Annotated in this window: 20 protein-coding genes; 4 read left to right on the top strand and 16 right to left on the bottom strand. The window is 46.6% G+C overall.

All coding sequences use genetic code 11. The annotated features are described in order from the left end of the window. Window positions 1–125 precede the first annotated feature (125 nt). Window positions 126–380 (bottom strand): zinc ribbon domain-containing protein, encoded by a 255-nt coding sequence (locus BGP75_RS07305; protein WP_076717130.1) that lies wholly within the window; start codon window positions 378–380, stop codon window positions 126–128. Between the two features lie 187 nt (window positions 381–567). Between BGP75_RS07305 and BGP75_RS07300 the strand changes: the two genes are divergently transcribed. Together BGP75_RS07300 and BGP75_RS07295 are read left to right on the top strand one after the other, a co-directional pair. Then, window positions 568–1,983, top strand: coding sequence for a malonyl-CoA decarboxylase (locus BGP75_RS07300; protein ID WP_076717128.1), 1,416 nt, complete (start codon window positions 568–570; stop codon window positions 1,981–1,983). 167 nt (window positions 1,984–2,150) lie between these two features. Next, window positions 2,151–2,537, top strand: coding sequence for a histidine triad nucleotide-binding protein (locus BGP75_RS07295; RefSeq protein WP_076717126.1), 387 nt, complete (start codon window positions 2,151–2,153; stop codon window positions 2,535–2,537). Between the two features lie 42 nt (window positions 2,538–2,579). Here the strand turns inward: BGP75_RS07295 and BGP75_RS07290 are convergent, their stop codons facing one another. Next, a complete protein-coding gene (locus BGP75_RS07290) occupies window positions 2,580–2,948 on the bottom strand; it encodes a c-type cytochrome domain-containing protein (protein WP_076717123.1) in 369 nt (122 codons plus the stop codon). Window positions 2,949–3,066: 118 nt separating this feature from the next. Here BGP75_RS07290 and BGP75_RS07285 point away from each other — a divergent pair, with 118 nt between their 5' ends. Next, window positions 3,067–3,768, top strand: coding sequence for an NUDIX hydrolase (locus BGP75_RS07285; protein WP_083704676.1), 702 nt, complete (start codon window positions 3,067–3,069; stop codon window positions 3,766–3,768). 8 nt (window positions 3,769–3,776) lie between these two features. Here BGP75_RS07285 and mazG read toward each other — a convergent pair whose 3' ends face one another. The 14 genes from mazG to rpoE form a co-directional block, all read right to left on the bottom strand. Next, the gene (mazG, locus tag BGP75_RS07280) at window positions 3,777–4,667 is read right to left on the bottom strand and encodes a nucleoside triphosphate pyrophosphohydrolase (RefSeq protein ID WP_076717121.1); all 891 of its coding nucleotides are present in this window, start codon (window positions 4,665–4,667) and stop codon (window positions 3,777–3,779) included. After that, window positions 4,664–6,928 carry a GTP diphosphokinase gene (gene relA, locus BGP75_RS07275; RefSeq protein WP_076717119.1) on the bottom strand — a complete coding sequence of 755 codons (2,265 nt, stop codon included), beginning with the start codon at window positions 6,926–6,928 and terminating at the stop codon, window positions 4,664–4,666. The genes mazG and relA overlap by 4 nt, the downstream gene beginning before the upstream one ends. A 143-nt stretch (window positions 6,929–7,071) precedes the next feature. Continuing rightward, entirely contained in the window at window positions 7,072–8,007 is a 936-nt protein-coding gene (gene cysM / locus BGP75_RS07270) for a cysteine synthase CysM (RefSeq protein ID WP_076717117.1), read from the bottom strand. A 126-nt stretch (window positions 8,008–8,133) separates the two neighbouring features. Next, complete coding sequence (gene acpS / locus BGP75_RS07265) at window positions 8,134–8,511, bottom strand: holo-ACP synthase (protein ID WP_076717115.1); 378 nt, start codon at window positions 8,509–8,511, stop codon at window positions 8,134–8,136. Window positions 8,512–8,598: 87 nt separating this feature from the next. After that, window positions 8,599–9,330, bottom strand: coding sequence for a DNA repair protein RecO (gene recO, locus BGP75_RS07260; protein WP_076717113.1), 732 nt, complete (start codon window positions 9,328–9,330; stop codon window positions 8,599–8,601). Window positions 9,331–9,332: 2 nt separating this feature from the next. Continuing rightward, a complete protein-coding gene (era, locus tag BGP75_RS07255) occupies window positions 9,333–10,265 on the bottom strand; it encodes a GTPase Era (protein WP_076717111.1) in 933 nt (310 codons plus the stop codon). 6 nt (window positions 10,266–10,271) lie between these two features. Next, window positions 10,272–11,009 (bottom strand): ribonuclease III, encoded by a 738-nt coding sequence (gene rnc / locus BGP75_RS07250; RefSeq protein WP_076717109.1) that lies wholly within the window; start codon window positions 11,007–11,009, stop codon window positions 10,272–10,274. Further along, window positions 11,002–11,424, bottom strand: coding sequence for a DUF4845 domain-containing protein (locus BGP75_RS07245; protein ID WP_083704675.1), 423 nt, complete (start codon window positions 11,422–11,424; stop codon window positions 11,002–11,004). Before BGP75_RS07245 ends, rnc begins: the two co-directional genes overlap by 8 nt. A 10-nt stretch (window positions 11,425–11,434) precedes the next feature. Beyond that, window positions 11,435–12,247 (bottom strand): signal peptidase I, encoded by an 813-nt coding sequence (lepB, locus tag BGP75_RS07240; RefSeq protein ID WP_076717106.1) that lies wholly within the window; start codon window positions 12,245–12,247, stop codon window positions 11,435–11,437. Window positions 12,248–12,252: 5 nt separating this feature from the next. Continuing rightward, on the bottom strand, window positions 12,253–14,052 hold the full coding sequence (gene lepA, locus BGP75_RS07235) for a translation elongation factor 4 (RefSeq protein WP_076717104.1): 1,800 nt from the start codon (window positions 14,050–14,052) through the stop codon (window positions 12,253–12,255). A gap of 236 nt (window positions 14,053–14,288) precedes the next feature. Continuing rightward, the gene (locus BGP75_RS07230) at window positions 14,289–15,716 is read right to left on the bottom strand and encodes a DegQ family serine endoprotease (RefSeq protein WP_076717101.1); all 1,428 of its coding nucleotides are present in this window, start codon (window positions 15,714–15,716) and stop codon (window positions 14,289–14,291) included. Window positions 15,717–15,779: 63 nt separating this feature from the next. Beyond that, the gene (locus tag BGP75_RS07225) at window positions 15,780–16,241 is read right to left on the bottom strand and encodes a SoxR reducing system RseC family protein (RefSeq protein ID WP_076717099.1); all 462 of its coding nucleotides are present in this window, start codon (window positions 16,239–16,241) and stop codon (window positions 15,780–15,782) included. A gap of 19 nt (window positions 16,242–16,260) precedes the next feature. Continuing rightward, on the bottom strand, window positions 16,261–17,127 hold the full coding sequence (locus BGP75_RS07220; RefSeq protein WP_076717096.1) for a MucB/RseB C-terminal domain-containing protein: 867 nt from the start codon (window positions 17,125–17,127) through the stop codon (window positions 16,261–16,263). A gap of 162 nt (window positions 17,128–17,289) precedes the next feature. Then, on the bottom strand, window positions 17,290–17,880 hold the full coding sequence (gene rpoE, locus BGP75_RS07215; protein WP_076717094.1) for an RNA polymerase sigma factor RpoE: 591 nt from the start codon (window positions 17,878–17,880) through the stop codon (window positions 17,290–17,292). Window positions 17,881–18,224: 344 nt separating this feature from the next. Here rpoE and nadB point away from each other — a divergent pair, with 344 nt between their 5' ends. Next, window positions 18,225–19,829 (top strand): L-aspartate oxidase, encoded by a 1,605-nt coding sequence (nadB, locus tag BGP75_RS07210; protein ID WP_076717092.1) that lies wholly within the window; start codon window positions 18,225–18,227, stop codon window positions 19,827–19,829. Window positions 19,830–20,207 lie beyond the last annotated feature (378 nt).

The following is a 20,207-nucleotide window of genomic DNA, read 5'->3' as shown; positions in this document are numbered from 1 at the left end:
ATTTTGGTTTACTGGTCAATGCCGGTCCGGGTTGGGCCAGAGTGTTATATTCAAATGGAGGCATTCTACCCTCAATTCAATGGTGGAATGAAGATAAATTGCCAAGCTAAGCAATAAAGGTGTGTTCAAACCCCACATCCACCCCTTGGACAGCCATTACCAGAGGTACAAGGCGGTAGGTCCGGATTATTAAGCGCACTGCGGCTTACCACCTGGCCTCCAGTTGCCAAACGCTCTACGGGGGAATCTAAAGCGATATCACCGGCATCACGGCCAGTGATTTGGCAAAGCTCCCCCCAAGTTGATAATTTTTCTTTTATAGAATGATGAACTTCATAGCATTCACCGGTCGCTGTACAGCGATAGTCATAGGTCGGCATCGATCCTCAGCTCTCCGTAATATTAATCGCCCATATTGTACGGAAATTAAAACAAGGGTGAAGGGCAAAGCGACATATTCACCGGATTGAGCCCCCTTCAGCAAACAGCAAGTCGCCACAGTACGGTTTAAAATGAGATCATTATTAACCGGTCGCTTGGCTATACTTTTGAACGGGAGGATTTATTATGGTTTCCAAACCCGGTTTTCTCGACCGGACTTTAGCTCACTTACGTTCAGCCTGGAGGGATTTAGGGCAAAGTTCAGCTTGCCCCACAAACCTTCGACTCCATGAAGACTTACCTGAAACAGATCATCTTTGCCTGTTGGAACAAATGAACGCATGCCTTGAAGCTCGCGGGGGAGAAGTAGCCGCTCGCGCGGGTGCAGCCAGGTTAGGGAATGCTTACATGGGACTAAACGATACGGGTAAGCGTCAGTTTCTGCTACTTCTGGCTGCCAATTTCGATGTCAGCACTGAAACTATTGATGCAATATTAAGCCGTTATCAGCAAGCAGATCCATCGCAACGCCATAAAATACGCCAGCAGCTACGTGAAGCCTTAGAGCCTCCAAGGTGCCGCCTTTTGACACAATTCAATGCCCTGCCTCAAGGAGTTAAATTCCTAGTAGATATGCGTGCCGATATGCATCGCCTGGGCAGTCCTGAGACACCGCTTCTAAGTGATCTGAAACACGACCTTAAAGAGCTTTTAACCGCCTGGTTTGATGTCGGTTTCTTAAAGTTACAACAAATTACCTGGGATAGCCCTGCCAGTTTACTGGAAAAATTAATCGAGTATGAAGCGGTTCATGAAATACGAAACTGGGAGGATCTAAAACACCGATTAACATTAGATCGAAAACTGTTTGCTTTCTTTCATCCCAACATGGCGGATGAACCCTTAATTTTTATCCAGGTAGCGTTGGTTAAAGGACTGGCCACAGATATCCAGACTGTATTGGATGAAACACAGACTCCGCTGGATTCCGAACAGGCGGATACGGCTATTTTCTATTCCATCAGTAATGCCCAAAGGGGCTTGCAAGGGATCAGCTTTGGCAACTTTTTAATCAAAAGAGTGGTATCAAAACTGAAACGGGAGCACCCCAACCTGAAACAATTTTCTACGCTATCCCCAATTCCAGGTTTTCAACGCTGGCTCGCCAGCACAATAAAAAGTAACAGTTTTGGTTTAATCAGCCGCGATGAATGGGGAGTGATTTCTGATCTAGCACCCTCAGATAAAGAAGCCCCCCTTGTTTACCTTTTAGCTCAAAAAGGCTGGCATCTGAATCATTCGTACTGTCACATCCTTCAGCCATTACTTGAGCGGCTATGTACTCATTACCTGCTCAGGGAAAAACGCAGAGGGCACCAGGCTTTGGACCCTGTCGCTCATTTTCATCTCAGTAACGGAGCCAGAATTGAGCAGCTCAACTGGCTTGCTGATCGTTCAGAAAAAGGACTAAAACGTTCAGCGGGGCTGATGGTGAACTACCTCTATGACCTCGATCAGATTGAAAGCAACAGCGAAGGCTATAGTGCAGAAGGGTCCATTTCCACAGCAGACAGCGTCACTACCATAATAGCCAGACACTGAATACATTAGTTTTATTATTACTTGCTGAACTCATCTCAGCGTTAAGATAAATAGTTCTTAATCAACAGGTTTCAAACTTCAATATCGATTCTAACTGTGCTTATATTTGAACAATTAGAATCAACTATTTAAGCCCTTACAACCATACAGAGTGAAGGTACCACATTATGAGCGAAGAACACTGTGACTGTCTTTTTTGCAAAATCATCGCCAAAGAAATTCCCGCTGAAATTATTTTTGAGGATGAGCAGGCGCTTGCATTTAAGGACATAAACCCTCAAGCACCAACTCACTTTCTGGTCATTCCCAAACAACATATCGCTACCATAAACGATATAGAGGCAGAAGATTGTCAGACAGTTGGTTATCTACAGTTAGTTGCCGCCAGATTAGCCGACCAGATGAGTTTTTCACAATCGGGGTTTCGCACAGTAATGAATTGTAACCAGCATGGCGGACAAACCGTTTACCACATTCATCTTCATGTGCTCGGCGGTAAAGCGATGGGATGGCCTCCCTACCAGGAAACTTTAAAAACACCGGTCAGCGAGTGAGTTTGACTAAATTACCCCCAGAGGTCTAATAACGCAATTGACTCAGCGCGCTCCTTCGGCAATCCAGTTCTTTATCATATTGATCTGTTCAGTATCCAACTGTTCTTTGCCGGGGGGCATCTTACTGTAGCGACCAGGCTCGGTTTTAATCAAATTAATCAACCAGCCTTTGCCTGGCTTCCCGGGAATTACCGCAGCCCCCTGCTTTCCTCCTTCAAGGATATTTTCACGAGTATCCAATCGTAAACCACCATCAGGAAACCACCCTGAATGACACTCCACACAGTATTCATCCAGAATCGGCTTGATTTGCTTATCATAGCTCACCTCTGCCACTGAAAATTGACTGAAGAAAAATTGCAGCGTTGAGCCGATTAACAAACAATATAATTTGGATAACCAGAGTCGCATTAAAGCCCCCGTAAAATGAAACATAATTCTGATAGCGAATAAAGCAAATACCTAAACAGCATCAGCTCATCTATAATCGGGGAGTTACCTTCTTTTCGCAACAGGGACCTACATACTTATGGGAAATCAGGACAACGGGGATAAAAACGTAGCTTCCAGCCAATATTATCAGAGTTCACCCCAAGCTGTTTCCAACGGGTCTTCGGCTAATAACCTGTCATCAACTAATACAACCGGCACTAGCACAATCAACACTAATGCTGCTGACAACCCTTGGACCACGCTGGCGTCAAAGCTGATCTATGAAAACCCCTGGCTGCGTGTACGAGAGGACAGGGTAATCAACCCTAACGGCGGGGAAGGAATATACGGTGTGATTAAGTTTTCCAATCAAGCAATCGGCATTATTCCCATTGATGAGGAAGACCATACCTGGCTAGTGGGGCAGTATCGCTACCCTTTAAACCGTTACAGCTGGGAAATACCGATGGGAGGACATCCCATTGGGGCGGATCCTCAAGCAGGTGCGATACGAGAGCTGGCGGAAGAAACCGGCCTGAGAGCAAAACAGCTAGAGGAAATTATTCAGGTCGACATATCCAATTCAGTCACCGACGAGAAAGGTATTGTCTACGTTGCAACCCAGTTAACTCGCGGTAAAACGGATTTTGACGAGACCGAAGATCTTGCCATCCGTCGTGTTCCCGTAGACCAGGCGATAAGCTGGGCTATGAATGGAAACATCACAGACGGACTCAGTGTCGCCGGATTGCTGAAATTAGCAATCCTCCGAGCTAAATACGATATTAATTCAGACTGAATCGGATTTTACTTAGTCGACTTTAAATCCTGTTTCGCACGCTGCCATAGCCGATCCAAATCAGCTTCACTTGCAAGCTCCATATCTATACCAGTATCTGTAGCTAACACCTCTACCCGTCGAAAACGACGCTCAAACTTGCTATTAGCCTGTCGCAATACCTGCTCAGAATCCTGCTTGAGATGCCTGGCCAAATTCACACAGGAGAAAAGTAAATCTCCCAATTCATCTTTAATTTCAATGTCACTCCCTGAATTAATAGCTTCCCGAAGCTCTTGCAATTCACCATCAATATTATCCAGCACCGGCGCCAATGCGTGCCAATCGAATCCTACCGAAGCAGCTCTCTTCTGGATTTTATGGGCTCTCATCAGTGCAGGCAATCCGAAAGAAATATCATCGAGCGCAGAACTCTGACTCGATTTCTCCTGACCTTGAGAGTCGATCTTTTTCTCAGAACGCTCCAGGGACTTTATATGCTCCCAGTTTTTCTTGATTTCCGTCTCGCTCAGGTTCGACCCTCGACCAAAACTATCCAAATCACCGGAAGGAAATACATGAGGGTGACGTCGTAACAGCTTCTCCACAAGTCCCTGAATAATATCAGAGAACTCAAAACGAGACTCTTCACTGCAGATTTGAGAATAAAAAACAACCTGAAACAACAGGTCGCCCAACTCATCCTGTAAATGCTCATAATCCAATCGCTCAATCGTATCAATAACCTCATAGACTTCATCAAGTGTATGAGGAACAATCGACGCCAGCGTCTGTTTCTGGTCCCATGGACAACCGTGCTGTATATCCCTTAGACACCTCATGAGGTGCAGTAAATCACTAAGATCATACTGCTTTGCAGAGGTCGACTGCTTTATACAGGCTTCAGACCTGGGACTCATGCAACTCCCCCCGCAAGCTGTCGGTGAACATCAGTAATATTAGGGAGCTGCCCTATCTTATCCATGATGCGCCCCAGTTCTTCCAGCTTTCTGATTTCCATAGTCAGCACTATTCGCGCAATATTCTGCTTTTTATCTGACCGGGTATTTACTGCTGCAACGCTAACATTCTCATTAGCCATGACATTCATAATATCCCGTAATAATCCCGATCGATCATAGGCCTCTATTAGAATATCCACGGTATAAGTATCTGTTGCTTCTTCTTCCCAACTAACCTCAATCATGCGCTCATGATCAGTCTCTTCCAATTGCAGCGCATTAGAACAGTCACTTCGATGAATAGACACCCCGCGTCCTTGTGTAATAAAACCTACAATAGCGTCTCCCGGCACAGGTTTGCAGCAACTCGCAATATTACTCAGCAAATTGCCAACCCCGCCAATCATCACATCACCACCACGACTGCTGGCTTTGCTACGCTCGCGTACAGGCGCTAAAGCCAGATCCAGTTGTTCATCATGATGCTCACTTTCCAGTTGTCGCTGGGCTGCACCAATAACCTGACTTATTCTCAGGTCTCCAGCCCCAAGAGAAGCAAACATATCATCTTCATGTTGATAGTTAAGTTTGGTAGCCAGATTTCGATAATCAACATTACTTAAAGCCAAGCGCTTCATCTCTCGCTCAGCCATCTGACGCCCGCCGGCCAGATTTTGGTCCCGAGCCTGCTCTTTAAACCAGTGACGAATTTTCGCCCTTGCTCGGGTGGAATTAACATACCCAAGATTATGATTAAGCCAATCCCGGCTGGGGCCTCCTTCTTTCGCAGTCAATACTTCTACCTGATCACCGGTAGCCAGTCGCGTATTGAGCGGCACTATTTTCCCATTGATTTTAACTCCACGGCAACGATGGCCAACCTCAGTGTGTACCCGATAAGCAAAGTCCAGTGGCGTTGCTCCTGCTGCAAGATCCACTACGTGTCCATCAGGGGTAAACGCGTAAATGCGATCTTCCTCTATCCCCGTGCGAATCTGGTCAAGAAGCTCATTGGCATTACCGACATCCTCATGCCATTCCAAGACCTGGCGTAACCAATTGATTTTGTCTTCATAACTATCACTCTTACCGGCTGTATCTGTTCCTTTGTAGAGCCAGTGAGCGCAAACACCCAATTCCGCCTCCTCATGCATTTGATGAGTGCGAATCTGAATTTCCAATACCTTCCCTTCTGGACCAATAACAGCGGTATGCAGCGAGGCGTAACCATTCTCTTTTGGAGAAGCGATGTAATCATCAAATTCATGTGGAATATTCTTCCAGAGTCCGTGAACAATCCCTAAAGCCGCATAGCAATCACGAACTTCAGGAACCAGCATACGTACAGCACGAACATCATATACTTGATGAAAGTCGATATTCTTGCGCTGCATCTTCCGCCAGATACTGTAGATGTGCTTAGCGCGCCCCATCAACTCACCTTCAATACCTACACGATCCAGCGCATTTCTCAGGGTATAAAGCACATCATCGATAAATGTCTGTCGGTCAAGGCGCTTTTCATCCAATAAAGATGCTATCTGCTTGTAGGCATTGGGCTGAAGATAGCGAAAGCTAAGATCTTCCAGTTCCCATTTAATATGGCCGATACCGAGACGATGGGCTAAGGGGGCATAAATATCAAAAACTTCTCGAGCAACTCGGTAGCGCTTCTTGCGGTTACCATTTTTAACTGCCCGAATGGCACAGGTGCGTTCTGCCAGCTTGATTAAGGCTACTCGTACATCGTCAATCATAGTGACTAACATTTTGCGGACGTTGTCGAGCTGCCCTTCAGTCTGACCCAGCACAGTATTGGGGGTCGGGTGCAAGATAGTGCCAATCGCAGCCATTTGCAGAACCCCTTCTATGAGCTTGGCTACGCCGACACCAAATTCCGTTCGAATAAAATCCAGTGAAAGCTTATCTTCACGCACACTTCGATAGAGAATAGCCGCCACAAGGACTTCCTGATCCAAGGACAGTTCGGCAAGTATTTCAGCCATTTCCAACCCTGTACGATAACTACCGGGGTGGTTGTCTGCCCACATATCTTCATGAGCTTCGACTTTATCCTGAGCTTGCCGGGCCCACTCACAGGCCTGAATAACCTGATCAGTGTTCTGAATATTGACGTCTTCCTGAATCCGTTCTAACCAAAGATCCAGGTTCACTGTACCATCCTCTAAAATCGGATGATCTTCTCTTACTTTAACCATGCCAAGTCAACACTCCATTAATTGGCACTCATATGGAGACATTCTTCATCGAGGCACGCTACTGAATTATAGAGTAGTAGCGAGGATTACAACCTTTAGTGTGAAAAAGCCTTGCTTAATTCCGCCCTGCCAACGAATAAAAACTAACCAGGCGTTGAATCAAAAACACCCGTTGATAAGTAACGATCGCCTCGGTCACAGATAATGCAGACGATCACTGCATTTTCAAGCTGTTGAGAGAGCCGAAGGGCACCAGCAACAGCTCCACCAGAAGATACTCCACAAAAAATGCCTTCTACCATGGCAAGATCCCGCATGGTTTGTTCCGCCAGTTGCTGATTCATATCGATTGTCCGATCAACACGAGTCTCTTCAAATATCGACGGCAAATATTCTTTTGGCCAGCGCCGAATACCGGGAATACTTGAATCGTCATCGGGTTGCAGACCAACAATTTCGATATCAGGGTTTTGTTCTTTTAAAAAACGTGAAACCCCCATAATTGTGCCGGTAGTTCCCATAGCGCTCACAAAATGAGTAATCTTACCCGCTGTTTGCCGCCATATTTCCGGCCCGGTACCCGTATAATGAGCAATGGGATTGTCCAGGTTAGAGAACTGATCCAGTACTTTACCCTTTCCTTCAGATTGCATCTGCAAAGCTAAATCCCTTGCGCCCTCCATACCTTCTTCCTTACTGACCAGAATCAGTTCAGCGCCATAAGCCGTCATTGCAGCTTTCCGTTCCTGGCTACTATTGTCGGGCATAATAAGTATCATTCGATACCCTTTAATTGCCGCTGCCATTGCCAGAGCAATTCCCGTATTACCGCTTGTTGCCTCAATAAGGGTGTCACCGGAAACAATATCTCCACGTTCCTCCGCTAAACTGATCATGCTTAGCGCGGGGCGATCTTTAACAGATCCGGCAGGATTATTACCTTCCAACTTAAGCAAAATAGTATTACTGGTTTCACCTGCTAAACGCTGCAATCTAACAAGAGGAGTATTCCCCACATAGGCCTCAATAGTTGGAAAACTATCAGCGGGGCTATTCTGTTTTGAAAATTTATTACTCATCTACACAACCTGATTAAACGCAAATCTTTCTGTCAAAAGCCGAATTACCTGACTCATAACCGGCTGGGTTTTAGCCAACTATTCGTTCAGTTTTCAAGTGCGCAATTAGCACTCTGTTTACCCGTGTTAACTTTCAAGTACAACATAAGCCACTACATACGCCTTTTCGTCCGCTAGACTGACATGAAGATTAACAGCTTCCTTTTGTTCCTGAAGTTCCCTGGCCCTACCACTGAATTTCAGCCCCGGTGCTCCCAACTCATTATGTGTCACTTCAATGTGCTGCCAGGAAACCCCCTGAGAAAAGCCAGTCCCCAAAGCTTTAGCCGCTGCTTCCTTGACAGCAAACCTTTTGGCCAGAAATACTTCAGGGGTTTTATGCTGCTCAAATTCCAGCATCTCATCGGCAGAGAGTATCCTACGCGCAAAGCGGGTTCCAAATTCTTCCAAGGCCTCAGCCATACGCACCACTTCAACGATATCTGTTCCTATTCCCAGTATCATATTCCTTGTTCCAATAAGACTTTTTAACGCGGTTATGGACTCGCTACAGTCCAGCGTACCTCTTATTTATTCAAAATTGATTCTAAATCAGCCCATTATTGACCGTTTGAAAAATTCTCGGCTTTGAAGTGCCTTATTACCCAGAAGAGGCTTAAGGGATTCACGCATAATGTACTTGGCATCTCGTTGAACCTGTTGTTCTGAGTAGTCATCAGCAGCTATCGCCAATAGAACTTCTCCAGAATACAACCTCAAATCAGGAGACGGGAATACGCTTTCGCAAGTAGGAACAAACCCTTGGGCAGGATCCAACCAATACTGTTTATTTGCGCATATACGTTCGTTACCTGTCGCCGAGTACTGGAAAGAAACAGCCACTCCCAGCTCCTCAAGTAAGCGCCTTTCAAATACCCGCAGGACCATTTCCAGTGTTTCCGGCTGATCCAGACTACTAACTGCAAAACGGTAATATGCAAACAATCGGGGACAGGCATCCCACATAGGCAACAATCGCATTACAAGTTCATTCAGGTAGAGCCCACACCATAAACTTTGCCCCTGAAGGAACACCCCCGCCTCTGCCGGGTCGCCGCGACTGATACTTTTTAGATCCCCCCGTCCTCGCCAGCTAAGCTCCAGAGGAACAAACGGTTGAACACTAGAACGTAATTTTGAAGACGATCGACGAGCCCCCTTTACAACCCCTCGTATTCGACCAAAATCGGGTGTCAGATAATCAACAAGGAAACTACTCTCTTTATAGGGGCGACTATGGATGACAAAAGCAGACTGCCCTTCAACATAATCACTGGACAACATAGTCACTGGATGTCGTCATAACCAAGAGTTCGCAACGCCCGTTCATCATCGGACCAGCCGCTTTTGACTTTAACCCATAAGTTCAGCATGACTTTGCTGTCAAACATACGCTCCATATCCCTGCGGGCTTCCTGGCCAATAAGCTTTATCCGTTCGCCCTTGTTTCCAATCACAATGTTTTTTTGACCGTCTCGTTCTACCAATATCAGAGCACTAATATGCAAAATCCTGCCATCATGACCAAACTCTTCGATCTCAACGGTGACCTGGTACGGGAGTTCATCTCCCAATTGGCGCATTATTTTTTCCCTGACCATTTCAGCGGCGAGAAAACGAGAACTACGATCTGTTAACTGATCTTCGGGAAAATAATGTATTCCATGTGGGAGTCTGCAAAGAACCTGCTCCTCCAGCAATAACAAATTCTGACCGTTCTCAGCAGAAATAGGGATAATTTCCGCAAAATCCATTTTTTCCCCCAAGGATTTCAAATGAGGCAATAAAGTGGACTTATCATTTATTCGATCAATTTTATTAACCGCTAGAATGACAGGAATACGGCTGTGTTGAAGTTTTTCCAAAACGACTTGATCTTCGTCTGTCCATTGAGTTCGATCCACAATGAAAATCACCACATCCACATCACGCAAAGCGGAGCTGGCCGCCCGGTTCATATATCGATTAATTGCTTTGCCGCTGTCCTTATGTAAACCAGGTGTATCTACGTATATGACCTGATCACCCTCTTCTGTTTTGATACCCAGGATCTGGTGGCGAGTCGTCTGTGGTTTTCGCGAAGTGATACTGAGCTTCTGCCCTAGAATATGATTCAACAGGGTAGACTTTCCAACATTAGGCCGTCCCACTATCGCAACATAACCACACCGGCTGTTATCCGATTGAGATCCTGATATCAAAGAATCTTTTTTAGACATCAGAAACTACTCCACACCTGACTGATCAATACCTGGCTGCCCAGAGCCCTTCTTCTTCAATTTGACGCCCTCCACTCCCAACGCGACAAGCCCGGCCTCCGCAGAAACCTGTTCCGCTATTCGGCGACTACTACCTTGTCCGTGAGTAGATTGTCCCAGAAAAGCAATTTCGCACTCGATATAAAATGTCTGGGCATGAGCCTCACCCTCTACCTTAATCAGGTGATACTTGGGCAGCTCAGCACGGCGTGATTGAAGAAATTCCTGCAATCTAGTCTTTGGATCTTTCTGGGTATCATCCAGGGATAAGCTCTGCAGCCGGGATTGATACCAGCTTAAGATTCTATTTCTACACTGTTCCAAGCCGGAGTCCAGGTATATTGCCCCGATCAGCGCTTCAACTGCATCAGCCAGTATCGACTCCCGCCTGAATCCACCACTCTTTAACTCACCACTACCGAGTCGTAGATATTCTCCCAGATCCATTTCTCGAGCCAGTTCAGCTAAAGTAACCCCTTTCACCAAACGGGCCCGCAGGCGACTCATCTGACCCTCTTTCGCCTTGGGAAACTGTTGAAACAATGCATCAGCGATAACGAAATTGAGAATCGAATCACCTAAGAATTCCAAACGCTCATTGTTATTGTTACCACAGCTTCGATGAGTCAGCGCCAACTCCATAAGCTGACTGTCTTTGAACTGATAACCCAAAGATTTACTGAGTTTATTTAATTGCTTATTCAAGCTCCTGACCTTCGTAAGTTTCATCGAAGTAAACAACGGCATCAACATTGGCAAAGATGGGGATACGCACTTCGTAGTCAATAATAAGGCGAACAGTCCCCTTATCCCTGACGATCTTTAGAAACTCTTTAGGCAAAACAGTATTGTTAATGCGCATACGCCTGCCAATATTAATTTCAATCTCTCGGTTTCGCTTTGATAAAAGAGCACGATCCTGCACAACCTCACTCATCATAGATTTCAGGGTTTCATGGTCAGCATATGCGGGAGCCAATTTAAACCCAACAGTAACGAAGATCCCGGCAACAATCAGCACCATCAGGACACCTAAGAATGTCCAACCACCCTGCCGTACAGGCAATGCTTTCCTGAGAAAACGTTGTTTAGGAACACTCTGCTTTTGGGGGTACCCCATAGCCACTCTCCTATTCAATTACGCCATTGTTTCGAAAGCTCGGCAAACTCAGCTTAGACTCCCAGTGCATCCAGATAGCAAATGCTTTACCGACGACCAAACTGTCAGGAACCATGCCCCAGAAACGACTATCGTTGCTGTTATCCCGATTATCTCCCATCATGAAGTAATGACCTTCCGGAACCACCCATTCATCCCAGATACGTGCAGGAGTAAGGTTTTTGTAGATCTGGTGCTTGGCATTGCCCAGCTGTTCGAATGCCAGCTCAACCCTGGGACGATTGGCAGGCAGTTTCGCCATAAACTCCTGTCCCATAGGCTCACCATTAATATAGAGCATTTTATCGGTATACCTGATGTGATCTCCTGGCAGACCGACAACACGTTTAATATAGTTGACGCTAGGGTCCTTTGGGTATTTGAATACCATAACGTCTCCTCGTTGAGGATCATTAATGGAAACAATCTTTGTACCTATCACTGGTAATCGAATGCCATAGTGGTACTTATTCACCAGAATAAAATCGCCTATCTGCAAAGTAGGCAACATGGACCCTGATGGAATTTGAAAGGGCTCGACTAAAAAAGACCGCAACGCCAGCACTAAAAACAGTACTGGAAAAAAAGACTTTGAATACTCAACGACTACGGGCTCACGGGTTAATTCAGTTTTGACATTTTCACTCAGATCACCACCGCTTTGTGCTTCAGCAGCCTGCAACGCTAAGCGACGCTTAGGAGCGAGTGAAAATGAGTCGAACACCCAAACCAACCCGGTCACTGCAACAAGAATAACCAATACTAAGGCGAAATCTATATCCATAACGGCTAGCTGTCCATCTTCAACACGGCAAGGAAAGCATCCTGAGGCACTTCAACACGCCCCACCTGCTTCATTCGTTTTTTACCTTCTTTCTGCTTCTGCAGCAGTTTCTTTTTACGGCTCACATCACCACCGTAACATTTAGCCGTTACATTCTTCCGCAACGCTTTAACCGTAGTACGAGCGATAATCTTCCCACCTATTGCCGCTTGTATCGCCACGTCAAACATCTGTCGGGGAATCAGTTCTTTCATTTTTTCACAAAGAGCACGCCCTTTGTATTGAGCATTGTCTCGATGCATAATCACGGCAAGAGCATCAACTCGTTCGCCATTAATAAGAATATCCAGTCGTAACAGGTTTGCCGCTTCAAAACGCACAAAACTGTAGTCCAGCGAAGCATATCCTCGACTCACAGACTTAAGGCGATCAAAGAAGTCCATAACCACCTCACTCATGGGTAGCTCGTAAGTGATTGATACTTGACTGGCAAGGTATTGCATATCTTTCTGGACCCCACGCTTCTGTACACACAGAGTAATGACCGGGCCCAGGTATTCCTGAGGGACGAGAATATTTGCCTGTACGATAGGCTCACGCATTTCACGAATGGAACCAAAGTCGGGCAATTTTGAGGGGCTATCAACAAAAATTACTTCCCCCGTGTTGAGTTCAACCTCGTAAACCACAGTGGGAGCAGTGGTGATCAGATCCAGATCATATTCACGTTCCAGCCGCTCCTGAATAATCTCCATATGGAGCATGCCCAGGAACCCACAGCGAAAGCCAAAACCAAGCGCATCGGAGGATTCCGGCTCAAAAAACAAAGAAGCGTCATTCAACGTCAGCTTTGAAAGAGCATCGCGAAAATCTTCATAATCATCAGAGCTTACCGGAAACATACCAGCATAGACCTGAGGCTTTACCCGCTTAAAACCAGGCAAAGAATCTACCGTTGCGGTTTTCACCAGCGTCAGAGTATCCCCCACCGGTGCGCCATGAATATCTTTAATTCCAGCAACCACATAACCCACTTCACCGGCTCTCAAAATATCCGTTTCTTTACGCTTTGGTGTGAAGACCCCGACACCTTCTGCCAAGTAGTTACGACCGGTTGACTTCACCAAAATTTTATCTTTTTTTCGTAGTGTTCCCTGCATAACACGCACCAGGGACACAACACCCAGATAATTATCAAACCAGGAATCAATAATCAGTGCTTGTAAAGGCGCATTAACATCGCCTTTGGGGGGAGGAATCAGTTCGATCAGTTGTTCCAGAACATCCTCAACGCCAAGTCCGCTCTTAGCACTGGCGGGAACAGCATCCTGAGCATCAATTCCAATAACTTCTTCAATTTCCAGTTTTACTTTGTCTGGTTCTGCCTGAGGAAGATCCATTTTGTTAAGGACTGGAACAACTTCAAGACCCTGTTCGATCGCCGTATAACAGTTGGCAACAGACTGAGCTTCAACCCCCTGCGCAGCATCAACAACAAGTAAAGCCCCTTCACAAGCAGCAAGGGAGCGGGAAACTTCGTAAGAGAAATCCACATGCCCCGGAGTATCAATAAAATTCAGCTGATAGGTAACCCCATCTTTCGCTTTATAATCAAGCGTTACACTCTGTGCCTTAATGGTGATACCACGCTCGCGCTCTATATCCATGGAATCGAGCACCTGCTCGGCCATTTCACGTTCGCTTAAGCCACCACAGACCTGAATAAAACGGTCAGCAAGAGTCGACTTGCCATGGTCAATATGGGCAATAATGGAAAAATTACGGATATGATTCAGATCACTCAAAATACGACTACCAGTAGGAATGCGGGAACCCCCTGCGGGAACAAACGCGGAAGTTTAGCCTATTTCGCCAGACAGAACCACGTTTGCCTTTTCCCAAAACGCCGGATAGCACTTTCTGGGATCGAAGAAAGACATGTTTATTTAACAAAAAGTCCATGCAGGCAGGGGGAAGCAACCAAACATGGTCCTCCCCCAGCTACCAATAAGAGTCTGAAATCTATTGCGGGTGTTAGCAACTACGACTCAATTTTAATAGGTAAATACTGAGAACTTCCTCTTCTGACGATTCGCATACGAATAAATTTACCTTTAGGCAATTCCTTGACCACTCTCTCAAAGCTATCTACGGATTCAATATCCTGACCATTCAGGCTGGTGATAACATCGCCAATAAGCAAGCCAGCATCGGCTCCAGGTCCTGGCAACACTTTTCTCACGACGACTCCACCGGTTATGTTCCACTTGGCTTTACGCTCATCCTCAAGCGGCATTACTTCAACGGCCAGGCTGTTTTCACGACTGCCCTGCCGCTTATTTCGAGAAGCGAGTTCTGACTGCGCAGGCAGCTCCCCCACCAAGAGATCAACAGATTCTTCGTGACCGTCACGGAGAATGTTCAGTTTCACTTCGGTACCCGGTGCGACTCGACCAACAAGATGAGGCAATTCAGACGAGAAGCCGACCGATTGATCATTAAAACGAAGAATGATGTCCCCCTCCTTAAGACCGGCATCTTCAGCCGGACTATTCTCAGTCACCCGAGTCACCAAAGCTCCGGAAGGCTTATCCAATCCAAAAGATTCTGCCAGATTTTTGCTGACTTCCTGAATGTAAACCCCAAGCCACCCCCTGGCTACATGCCCTTTATCCTTCAACTGGTCAACGACTTCCATTGCCATCGTAATCGGGATAGCAAAAGACAACCCCATAAAACCGCCAGAACGGGTATAGATTTGCGAATTAATACCAACCACTTCTCCATCAAGATTGAACAGCGGTCCACCGGAATTACCCGGATTGATAGCTACATCCGTCTGAATAAACGGCACATAGTTTTCATTAGCCAGACTTCGTCCGGTTGCACTGACAATCCCGGCCGTCACCGTGTGGTCAAATCCAAAAGGGGACCCAATGGCAAGCACCCATTCACCGGACTTCAGCTTGTCAGAATTCCCCAGTTTTACGGTTGGCAACCCCTCTGCATCTACCTTCAGCAATGCCAGGTCAGAGCGCGGATCTGCGCCAATCAGTTCCGCCTCCATTTCACTGCGATCACTGAGGCGAACCAGAATTTCATCGGCATCCTTTACCACATGATTATTGGTCAATATGTAGCCATCATCGGAAATAATAAAACCGGATCCTAATGACTTTGGAGCGTTTCGTTTGGAGTTTGGACCAGGATTTCTGTACTGATCACCAAAACGCTCACCAAAAAAATGCTTGAAAATTTCCGGTAGCTGCTCTGGATCATAACCTTCAGGAAGCCTGCCACTCCCCCCTTTTTTACTACCATTCTGCACAGTACTGATGTTGACAATAGCGGGCGATGCCTCTTCCACAAGTTCAGTAAAATCGGGCAGTTGTGACGCCTGTACAGCACGCGCCAATAAGAGCAGGGCAACAAAGACCCCTAAAGACCTCCAAAGATAGCCTCTGTTCATATATTTGTCCTCATTAGTGTTTAACGATAGGTAACTCTATAAGTCATTTCAGACAGGAAGGGCTTAAGATACAGTGGATGTACAGGACCCTGACGTTCGTAATATTTCAGGATACTGCTGGCATCTTGTTTTACGGTCTGATCCTGTCAACCAGCGCGTCACCCCCAACCCCATAAACAACCCGCCTATCCCGGAAACGGCTACCACTCCTTCCGAAAAACCTGCCAGCTCAGCAAAGGTTGCAGTAACAATCATCAAAACCAAAGGCAATAGATAGGCCATAAATGACGCTTTAAGCAGAGCAGACTCAGCAAGCCCCAGTACTACCTGGTCTCCCTTTTGCAGGATCAACCGGCGCGGGTTTGTTGCAATCACTTCAAAACGCTGCCCTTGCCCAATTGATGCAAGCATCTTCTGCCCACACCCCTTAGCTGCAGAACACTGACCACAGGAGCTTTTTCGAATAGTTTCCACCAGAACACCATCTTCGGCGACTGAAAGCACTAACCCCGGTTCTTCAATCATGCAGATTTACGCCCAAACTTCAGTTGCTGCTGCGGTTCACTGAGCCGGCTATCCGGTCCGCAATCATTAGAGGAATGTCACCAACAACGGTAACGAACTGCCCTCCGACCCGCTTACCGAGAGCAACGGTATCACCAGATTGCACAGCACCAGGCACAGATTTCTGAGTGCCATAAGCTTCCACACAAACGGAAATAGAAGTCCGGCCATCAGAATAAATCATAACTTCTGAGTCGGGCATAACCTCATGCCGTAATGGTGAAAAGCCATCCGGCAACCATTCCGCAGCCCAGACCTTTTCCTTTGATCGCAGCAGTGAGTTATGCTGATTAATATAATGCTCCATTCCGTAGGAAAGTCTAATCACATCCGGTTCGGAACTACCTGTGGAAAGAGATAACTTCCCTCCACGCCCATACTGCGCAGGAAGCAAGCCATCAGTAGCTGGAGAAGGCCCCGGAAGGACAACACTCCCCCGACTGAACGCATCATTCCCTTCAGCATTATTATTCGCCAGACTTTCTCCCCCTGAGTTCACAGCTCCACCTTGGAAAGTCTGTGCACCAAAAATAATCATCGCTGTTACCGATGCTGCGATAGCGACACTTGCCAGGGGCTTCCAGAACAAACCGTTTTTATCCGATGCTGGACTTTCATCTTCCGTAACCTTATATGCAGGCTCAGCATCCAGTGCACTCATAACTCTGGAACTAAGGTCAACGTCAGCATTTGGTTTTTCTCCATTAAGCAAAGCACTCACCAAATGGTATCTCGACCAGACAGCGGACTCTTCACTACCGAGCTCTTTAAGAGCACGCCGGGCCTCCAGCTCATCAGCTTCATTGTCCATAAGTGCAGATAACGACTGCCTTAGATTTTCACTCATTGGTCACCTCTTAACGACCGTGGATCTATGGGTACCAGCTTCCAGGCTATTACTCTGACAGTCAGCACAGAATAACCGAACTCTCTCCGCTAAAACTCAACATTCAGTAGCTGGATTTGAATGACGCTTCTTCCCTTCCTGGTTTGAAAGATCCAACTTTATTTAGAAATCATTCATCATGGGCTTGATTACCTTATCTACCGCCTCACGTGCTCTAAAGATTCTGGACCGGACAGTCCCGACGGGACACCCCATTACCATAGAAATATCTTCGTAGCTCATCCCTTCAAATTCTCGAAGAGTCAGCGCCATTCTTAAATCTTCCGGCAATTGATCCAACACTCGATATACCGCCTTTTCTAACTCCATTTTGTACAGCTGGTTCTCAGGATTCTCTATCTCTTTCAGGCTGTGATTACTGGTATGATGCTGGGCATCGTCCACATCCACATCCACATCAGGTGGCCTTCGTCCCTTCGCAACCAAGTGGTTTTTGGCAGTATTAATCGCAATGCGGTATAGCCATGTATAAAACGCACTATCGCCTCGAAATTTAGGAAGTGCCCTATAGGCCTTGATGAAAGCTTCCTGAGAAACATCCATTGCTTCATGGTGGTCGTATACATAACGCCCTACCAAACCTATAATTTTGTGCTGATACTTCTTCACCAACAAATCAAAAGCACGCTTGTTACCTTTCTGCACCTGCCTGACTAATTGCTGATCTGTTAACTCTTGTTTACCTGTAGACAATCCTTTCAGCCCCTGTTACCAAGCAATTCTTTATCAAAACGCCCAGCTAACCTACAACTTAGAACCACTTTATACAATAACCATCCCCAAGAGTTCCGCAGGAAAGTTAATTATTAGTACCTCATGCCCTAAGCATCTACAGGGTAATAGATAGGAACGCAACCGGACCAGTAAGTTCCACCCGTTAGAGAGAAGTCTTTGATGTGATATTATTACTGGTTTTTTGTCGGCTGGTGAAGAAGCATTGGAACTTCAGTAGAGTTTGCAATTAAGATGTCATAAACAACCCTCATCCATGTTCTGCTGAGCATGCGAACTGTATCTAGGCTGGGTAAACGGAAAAGATGAGTAAAGAACAGCATTACGACGTACTTGTGATTGGCAGCGGAGCCGCCGGATTAACTTTAGCTTTACAGATGGCCCCCCACGCAAGAATAGCCGTGTTAAGCAAGGGAGAGCTGACGGCTGGCTCTACTTATCTAGCTCAGGGTGGGATAGCCGGAGTAAGGGACAGTGCCGATTCTACCGAGTCACATATCTCAGATACCCTTACTGCAGGCAGTCACCTTTGCCGCCTGGATGCCGTCAAACACACTGTAGAGAATGGTCCCGGGACCATTGACTGGCTGATAAAACAAGGGGTTCCTTTCACTAAAGATAGTGACGGCCAACTGCATTTGACCAAAGAGGGCGGCCACAGCCATCGCCGCATCGTTCATGCGGCAGACGCCACGGGTAAGGCAATTTCAGAAACCCTGATCCAGCAAGCCAAAAAACATCACAACATTGACCTTAGAAGCCATGCGATAGCGGTGGACCTGATTACCCGACGCAAACTAGGACTTCCTGATAACCGCTGCATAGGTGCTTATGTTCTAAATCAGGACAGCGGCCATGTTGAAACCTACCTCGCCCCTTTTGTTGTCCTGGCCACAGGAGGCGCCAGCAAAGCCTACCTGTACACAAGCAATACTGATGGGTCATCAGGAGATGGAATAGCCATGGCCTGGCGGGCAGGTTGTCGTATTGCCAACATGGAGTTTAATCAGTTCCACCCAACCTGCCTCTACCACTCGCAAGCAAAATCTTTTTTGATCAGCGAAGCTGTCAGAGGAGAAGGAGGGAAACTGCTTCTGCCCGACGGCAGCCGCTTTATGCATAACTTTGATAAGCGCAAAGAACTTGCACCGAGAGATATCGTTGCTCGAGCAATTGACCATGAAATGAAGCGCTTAGGCTGCGATTGCCTGTATCTGGATATATCTCATAAACCCGCTGAGTTTATCCGTGACCACTTTCCAACAATCCATGCCAAGTGTCTCGAATTCGGCATCGACATCACCAAGGACCCGATCCCTGTGGTTCCCGCTGCACATTACACTTGCGGCGGAGTAGTGACGGATACTTCCGGAAAAACCGATATTCCGGGGCTGTACGCAGCGGGAGAAACCGCATTCACAGGACTGCATGGAGCGAACAGATTAGCCAGCAATTCGTTACTGGAATGCATCGTTTTTGCCAGCGCAGCGGCTGCCGACATAATAAAACACCTGGACCAGCACAACACTTTGGCCAAAGCCCCCTTTTGGGATGAAAGCCAAGTCACAGATTCCGATGAAGATGTTGTCATTTCTCATAACTGGGATGAACTAAGACGCTTCATGTGGGATTATGTTGGCATCGTACGGACAGATAAACGGCTGCAGCGGGCACTTAATCGCGTCAGCCTTCTGCAACAGGAAATCTCCGACTATTACAGCAACTACAAAGTCAGCAAAGACTTGCTGGAACTAAGGAATCTATCAGTCGTGGCCGAATTAATTATTCGCTCTGCAATGCTACGCAAGGAAAGCAGAGGGCTTCATCACACCCTAAACTACCCTTCAACCCTGCCGGAAGAACGAGACACCATACTCACACCGGTCAATTACGACTGGCGAGAAGGCTGAAAATTAATCTGCGACGATTAGCGATGATCTACGCTGGTATCAATTCCAGCACCGCACTTCAAATACACCCTGAGTCTTCGCAGATCTTCTGTGTCGGCCCCGTCAGAGAATATCGGCACCAGAAGATTTCGCCCAGTTGCACAACTGCGAAAACATAACAGCGTGTAGCTTGAGCCCAAGACTGAACAAGGACTGGGCTCTACATCCAAGACGAGATCATTCAGCAGCACAACCTGAAAAGCCCCCTGGCGCCAGACGAGTTTCTTAATTGATTTAAGATGATTCAAAAAGACATAACGTCTTATGATGTGAATTGTAAACGTCAAAATCCCGAAAATTAATACTACAGCCAGAGCCCCATCAAGACAGATTTCAATA

Source organism: Motiliproteus sp. MSK22-1 (assembly GCF_001968815.1).
Taxonomy (GTDB): domain Bacteria; phylum Pseudomonadota; class Gammaproteobacteria; order Pseudomonadales; family Balneatricaceae; genus Motiliproteus.
This window is presented reverse-complemented; position numbering and strand designations above follow the sequence as displayed.

Excerpts from the sequence above, each read along its gene's own strand:
- BGP75_RS07245 (WP_083704675.1), bottom strand. The coding sequence starts at position 11,424 with ATGGGGTACCCCCAAAAGCAGAGTGTTCCTAAACAACGTTTTCTCAGG.
- BGP75_RS07220 (WP_076717096.1), bottom strand. The coding sequence starts at position 17,127 with ATGAGTGAAAATCTAAGGCAGTCGTTATCTGCACTTATGGACAATGAA.
- BGP75_RS07290 (WP_076717123.1), bottom strand. The coding sequence starts at position 2,948 with ATGCGACTCTGGTTATCCAAATTATATTGTTTGTTAATCGGCTCAACG.
- lepB (WP_076717106.1), bottom strand. The coding sequence starts at position 12,247 with ATGGATATAGATTTCGCCTTAGTATTGGTTATTCTTGTTGCAGTGACC.
- BGP75_RS07295 (WP_076717126.1), top strand. The coding sequence starts at position 2,151 with ATGAGCGAAGAACACTGTGACTGTCTTTTTTGCAAAATCATCGCCAAA.
- cysM (WP_076717117.1), bottom strand. The coding sequence starts at position 8,007 with ATGAGTAATAAATTTTCAAAACAGAATAGCCCCGCTGATAGTTTTCCA.
- BGP75_RS07225 (WP_076717099.1), bottom strand. The coding sequence starts at position 16,241 with ATGATTGAAGAACCGGGGTTAGTGCTTTCAGTCGCCGAAGATGGTGTT.
- BGP75_RS07305 (WP_076717130.1), bottom strand. The coding sequence starts at position 380 with ATGCCGACCTATGACTATCGCTGTACAGCGACCGGTGAATGCTATGAA.
- acpS (WP_076717115.1), bottom strand. The coding sequence starts at position 8,511 with ATGATACTGGGAATAGGAACAGATATCGTTGAAGTGGTGCGTATGGCT.
- nadB (WP_076717092.1), top strand. The coding sequence starts at position 18,225 with ATGAGTAAAGAACAGCATTACGACGTACTTGTGATTGGCAGCGGAGCC.
- BGP75_RS07230 (WP_076717101.1), bottom strand. The coding sequence starts at position 15,716 with ATGAACAGAGGCTATCTTTGGAGGTCTTTAGGGGTCTTTGTTGCCCTG.
- BGP75_RS07285 (WP_083704676.1), top strand. The coding sequence starts at position 3,067 with ATGGGAAATCAGGACAACGGGGATAAAAACGTAGCTTCCAGCCAATAT.
- era (WP_076717111.1), bottom strand. The coding sequence starts at position 10,265 with ATGTCTAAAAAAGATTCTTTGATATCAGGATCTCAATCGGATAACAGC.
- BGP75_RS07300 (WP_076717128.1), top strand. The coding sequence starts at position 568 with ATGGTTTCCAAACCCGGTTTTCTCGACCGGACTTTAGCTCACTTACGT.
- recO (WP_076717113.1), bottom strand. The coding sequence starts at position 9,330 with ATGTTGTCCAGTGATTATGTTGAAGGGCAGTCTGCTTTTGTCATCCAT.
- mazG (WP_076717121.1), bottom strand. The coding sequence starts at position 4,667 with ATGAGTCCCAGGTCTGAAGCCTGTATAAAGCAGTCGACCTCTGCAAAG.
- relA (WP_076717119.1), bottom strand. The coding sequence starts at position 6,928 with ATGGTTAAAGTAAGAGAAGATCATCCGATTTTAGAGGATGGTACAGTG.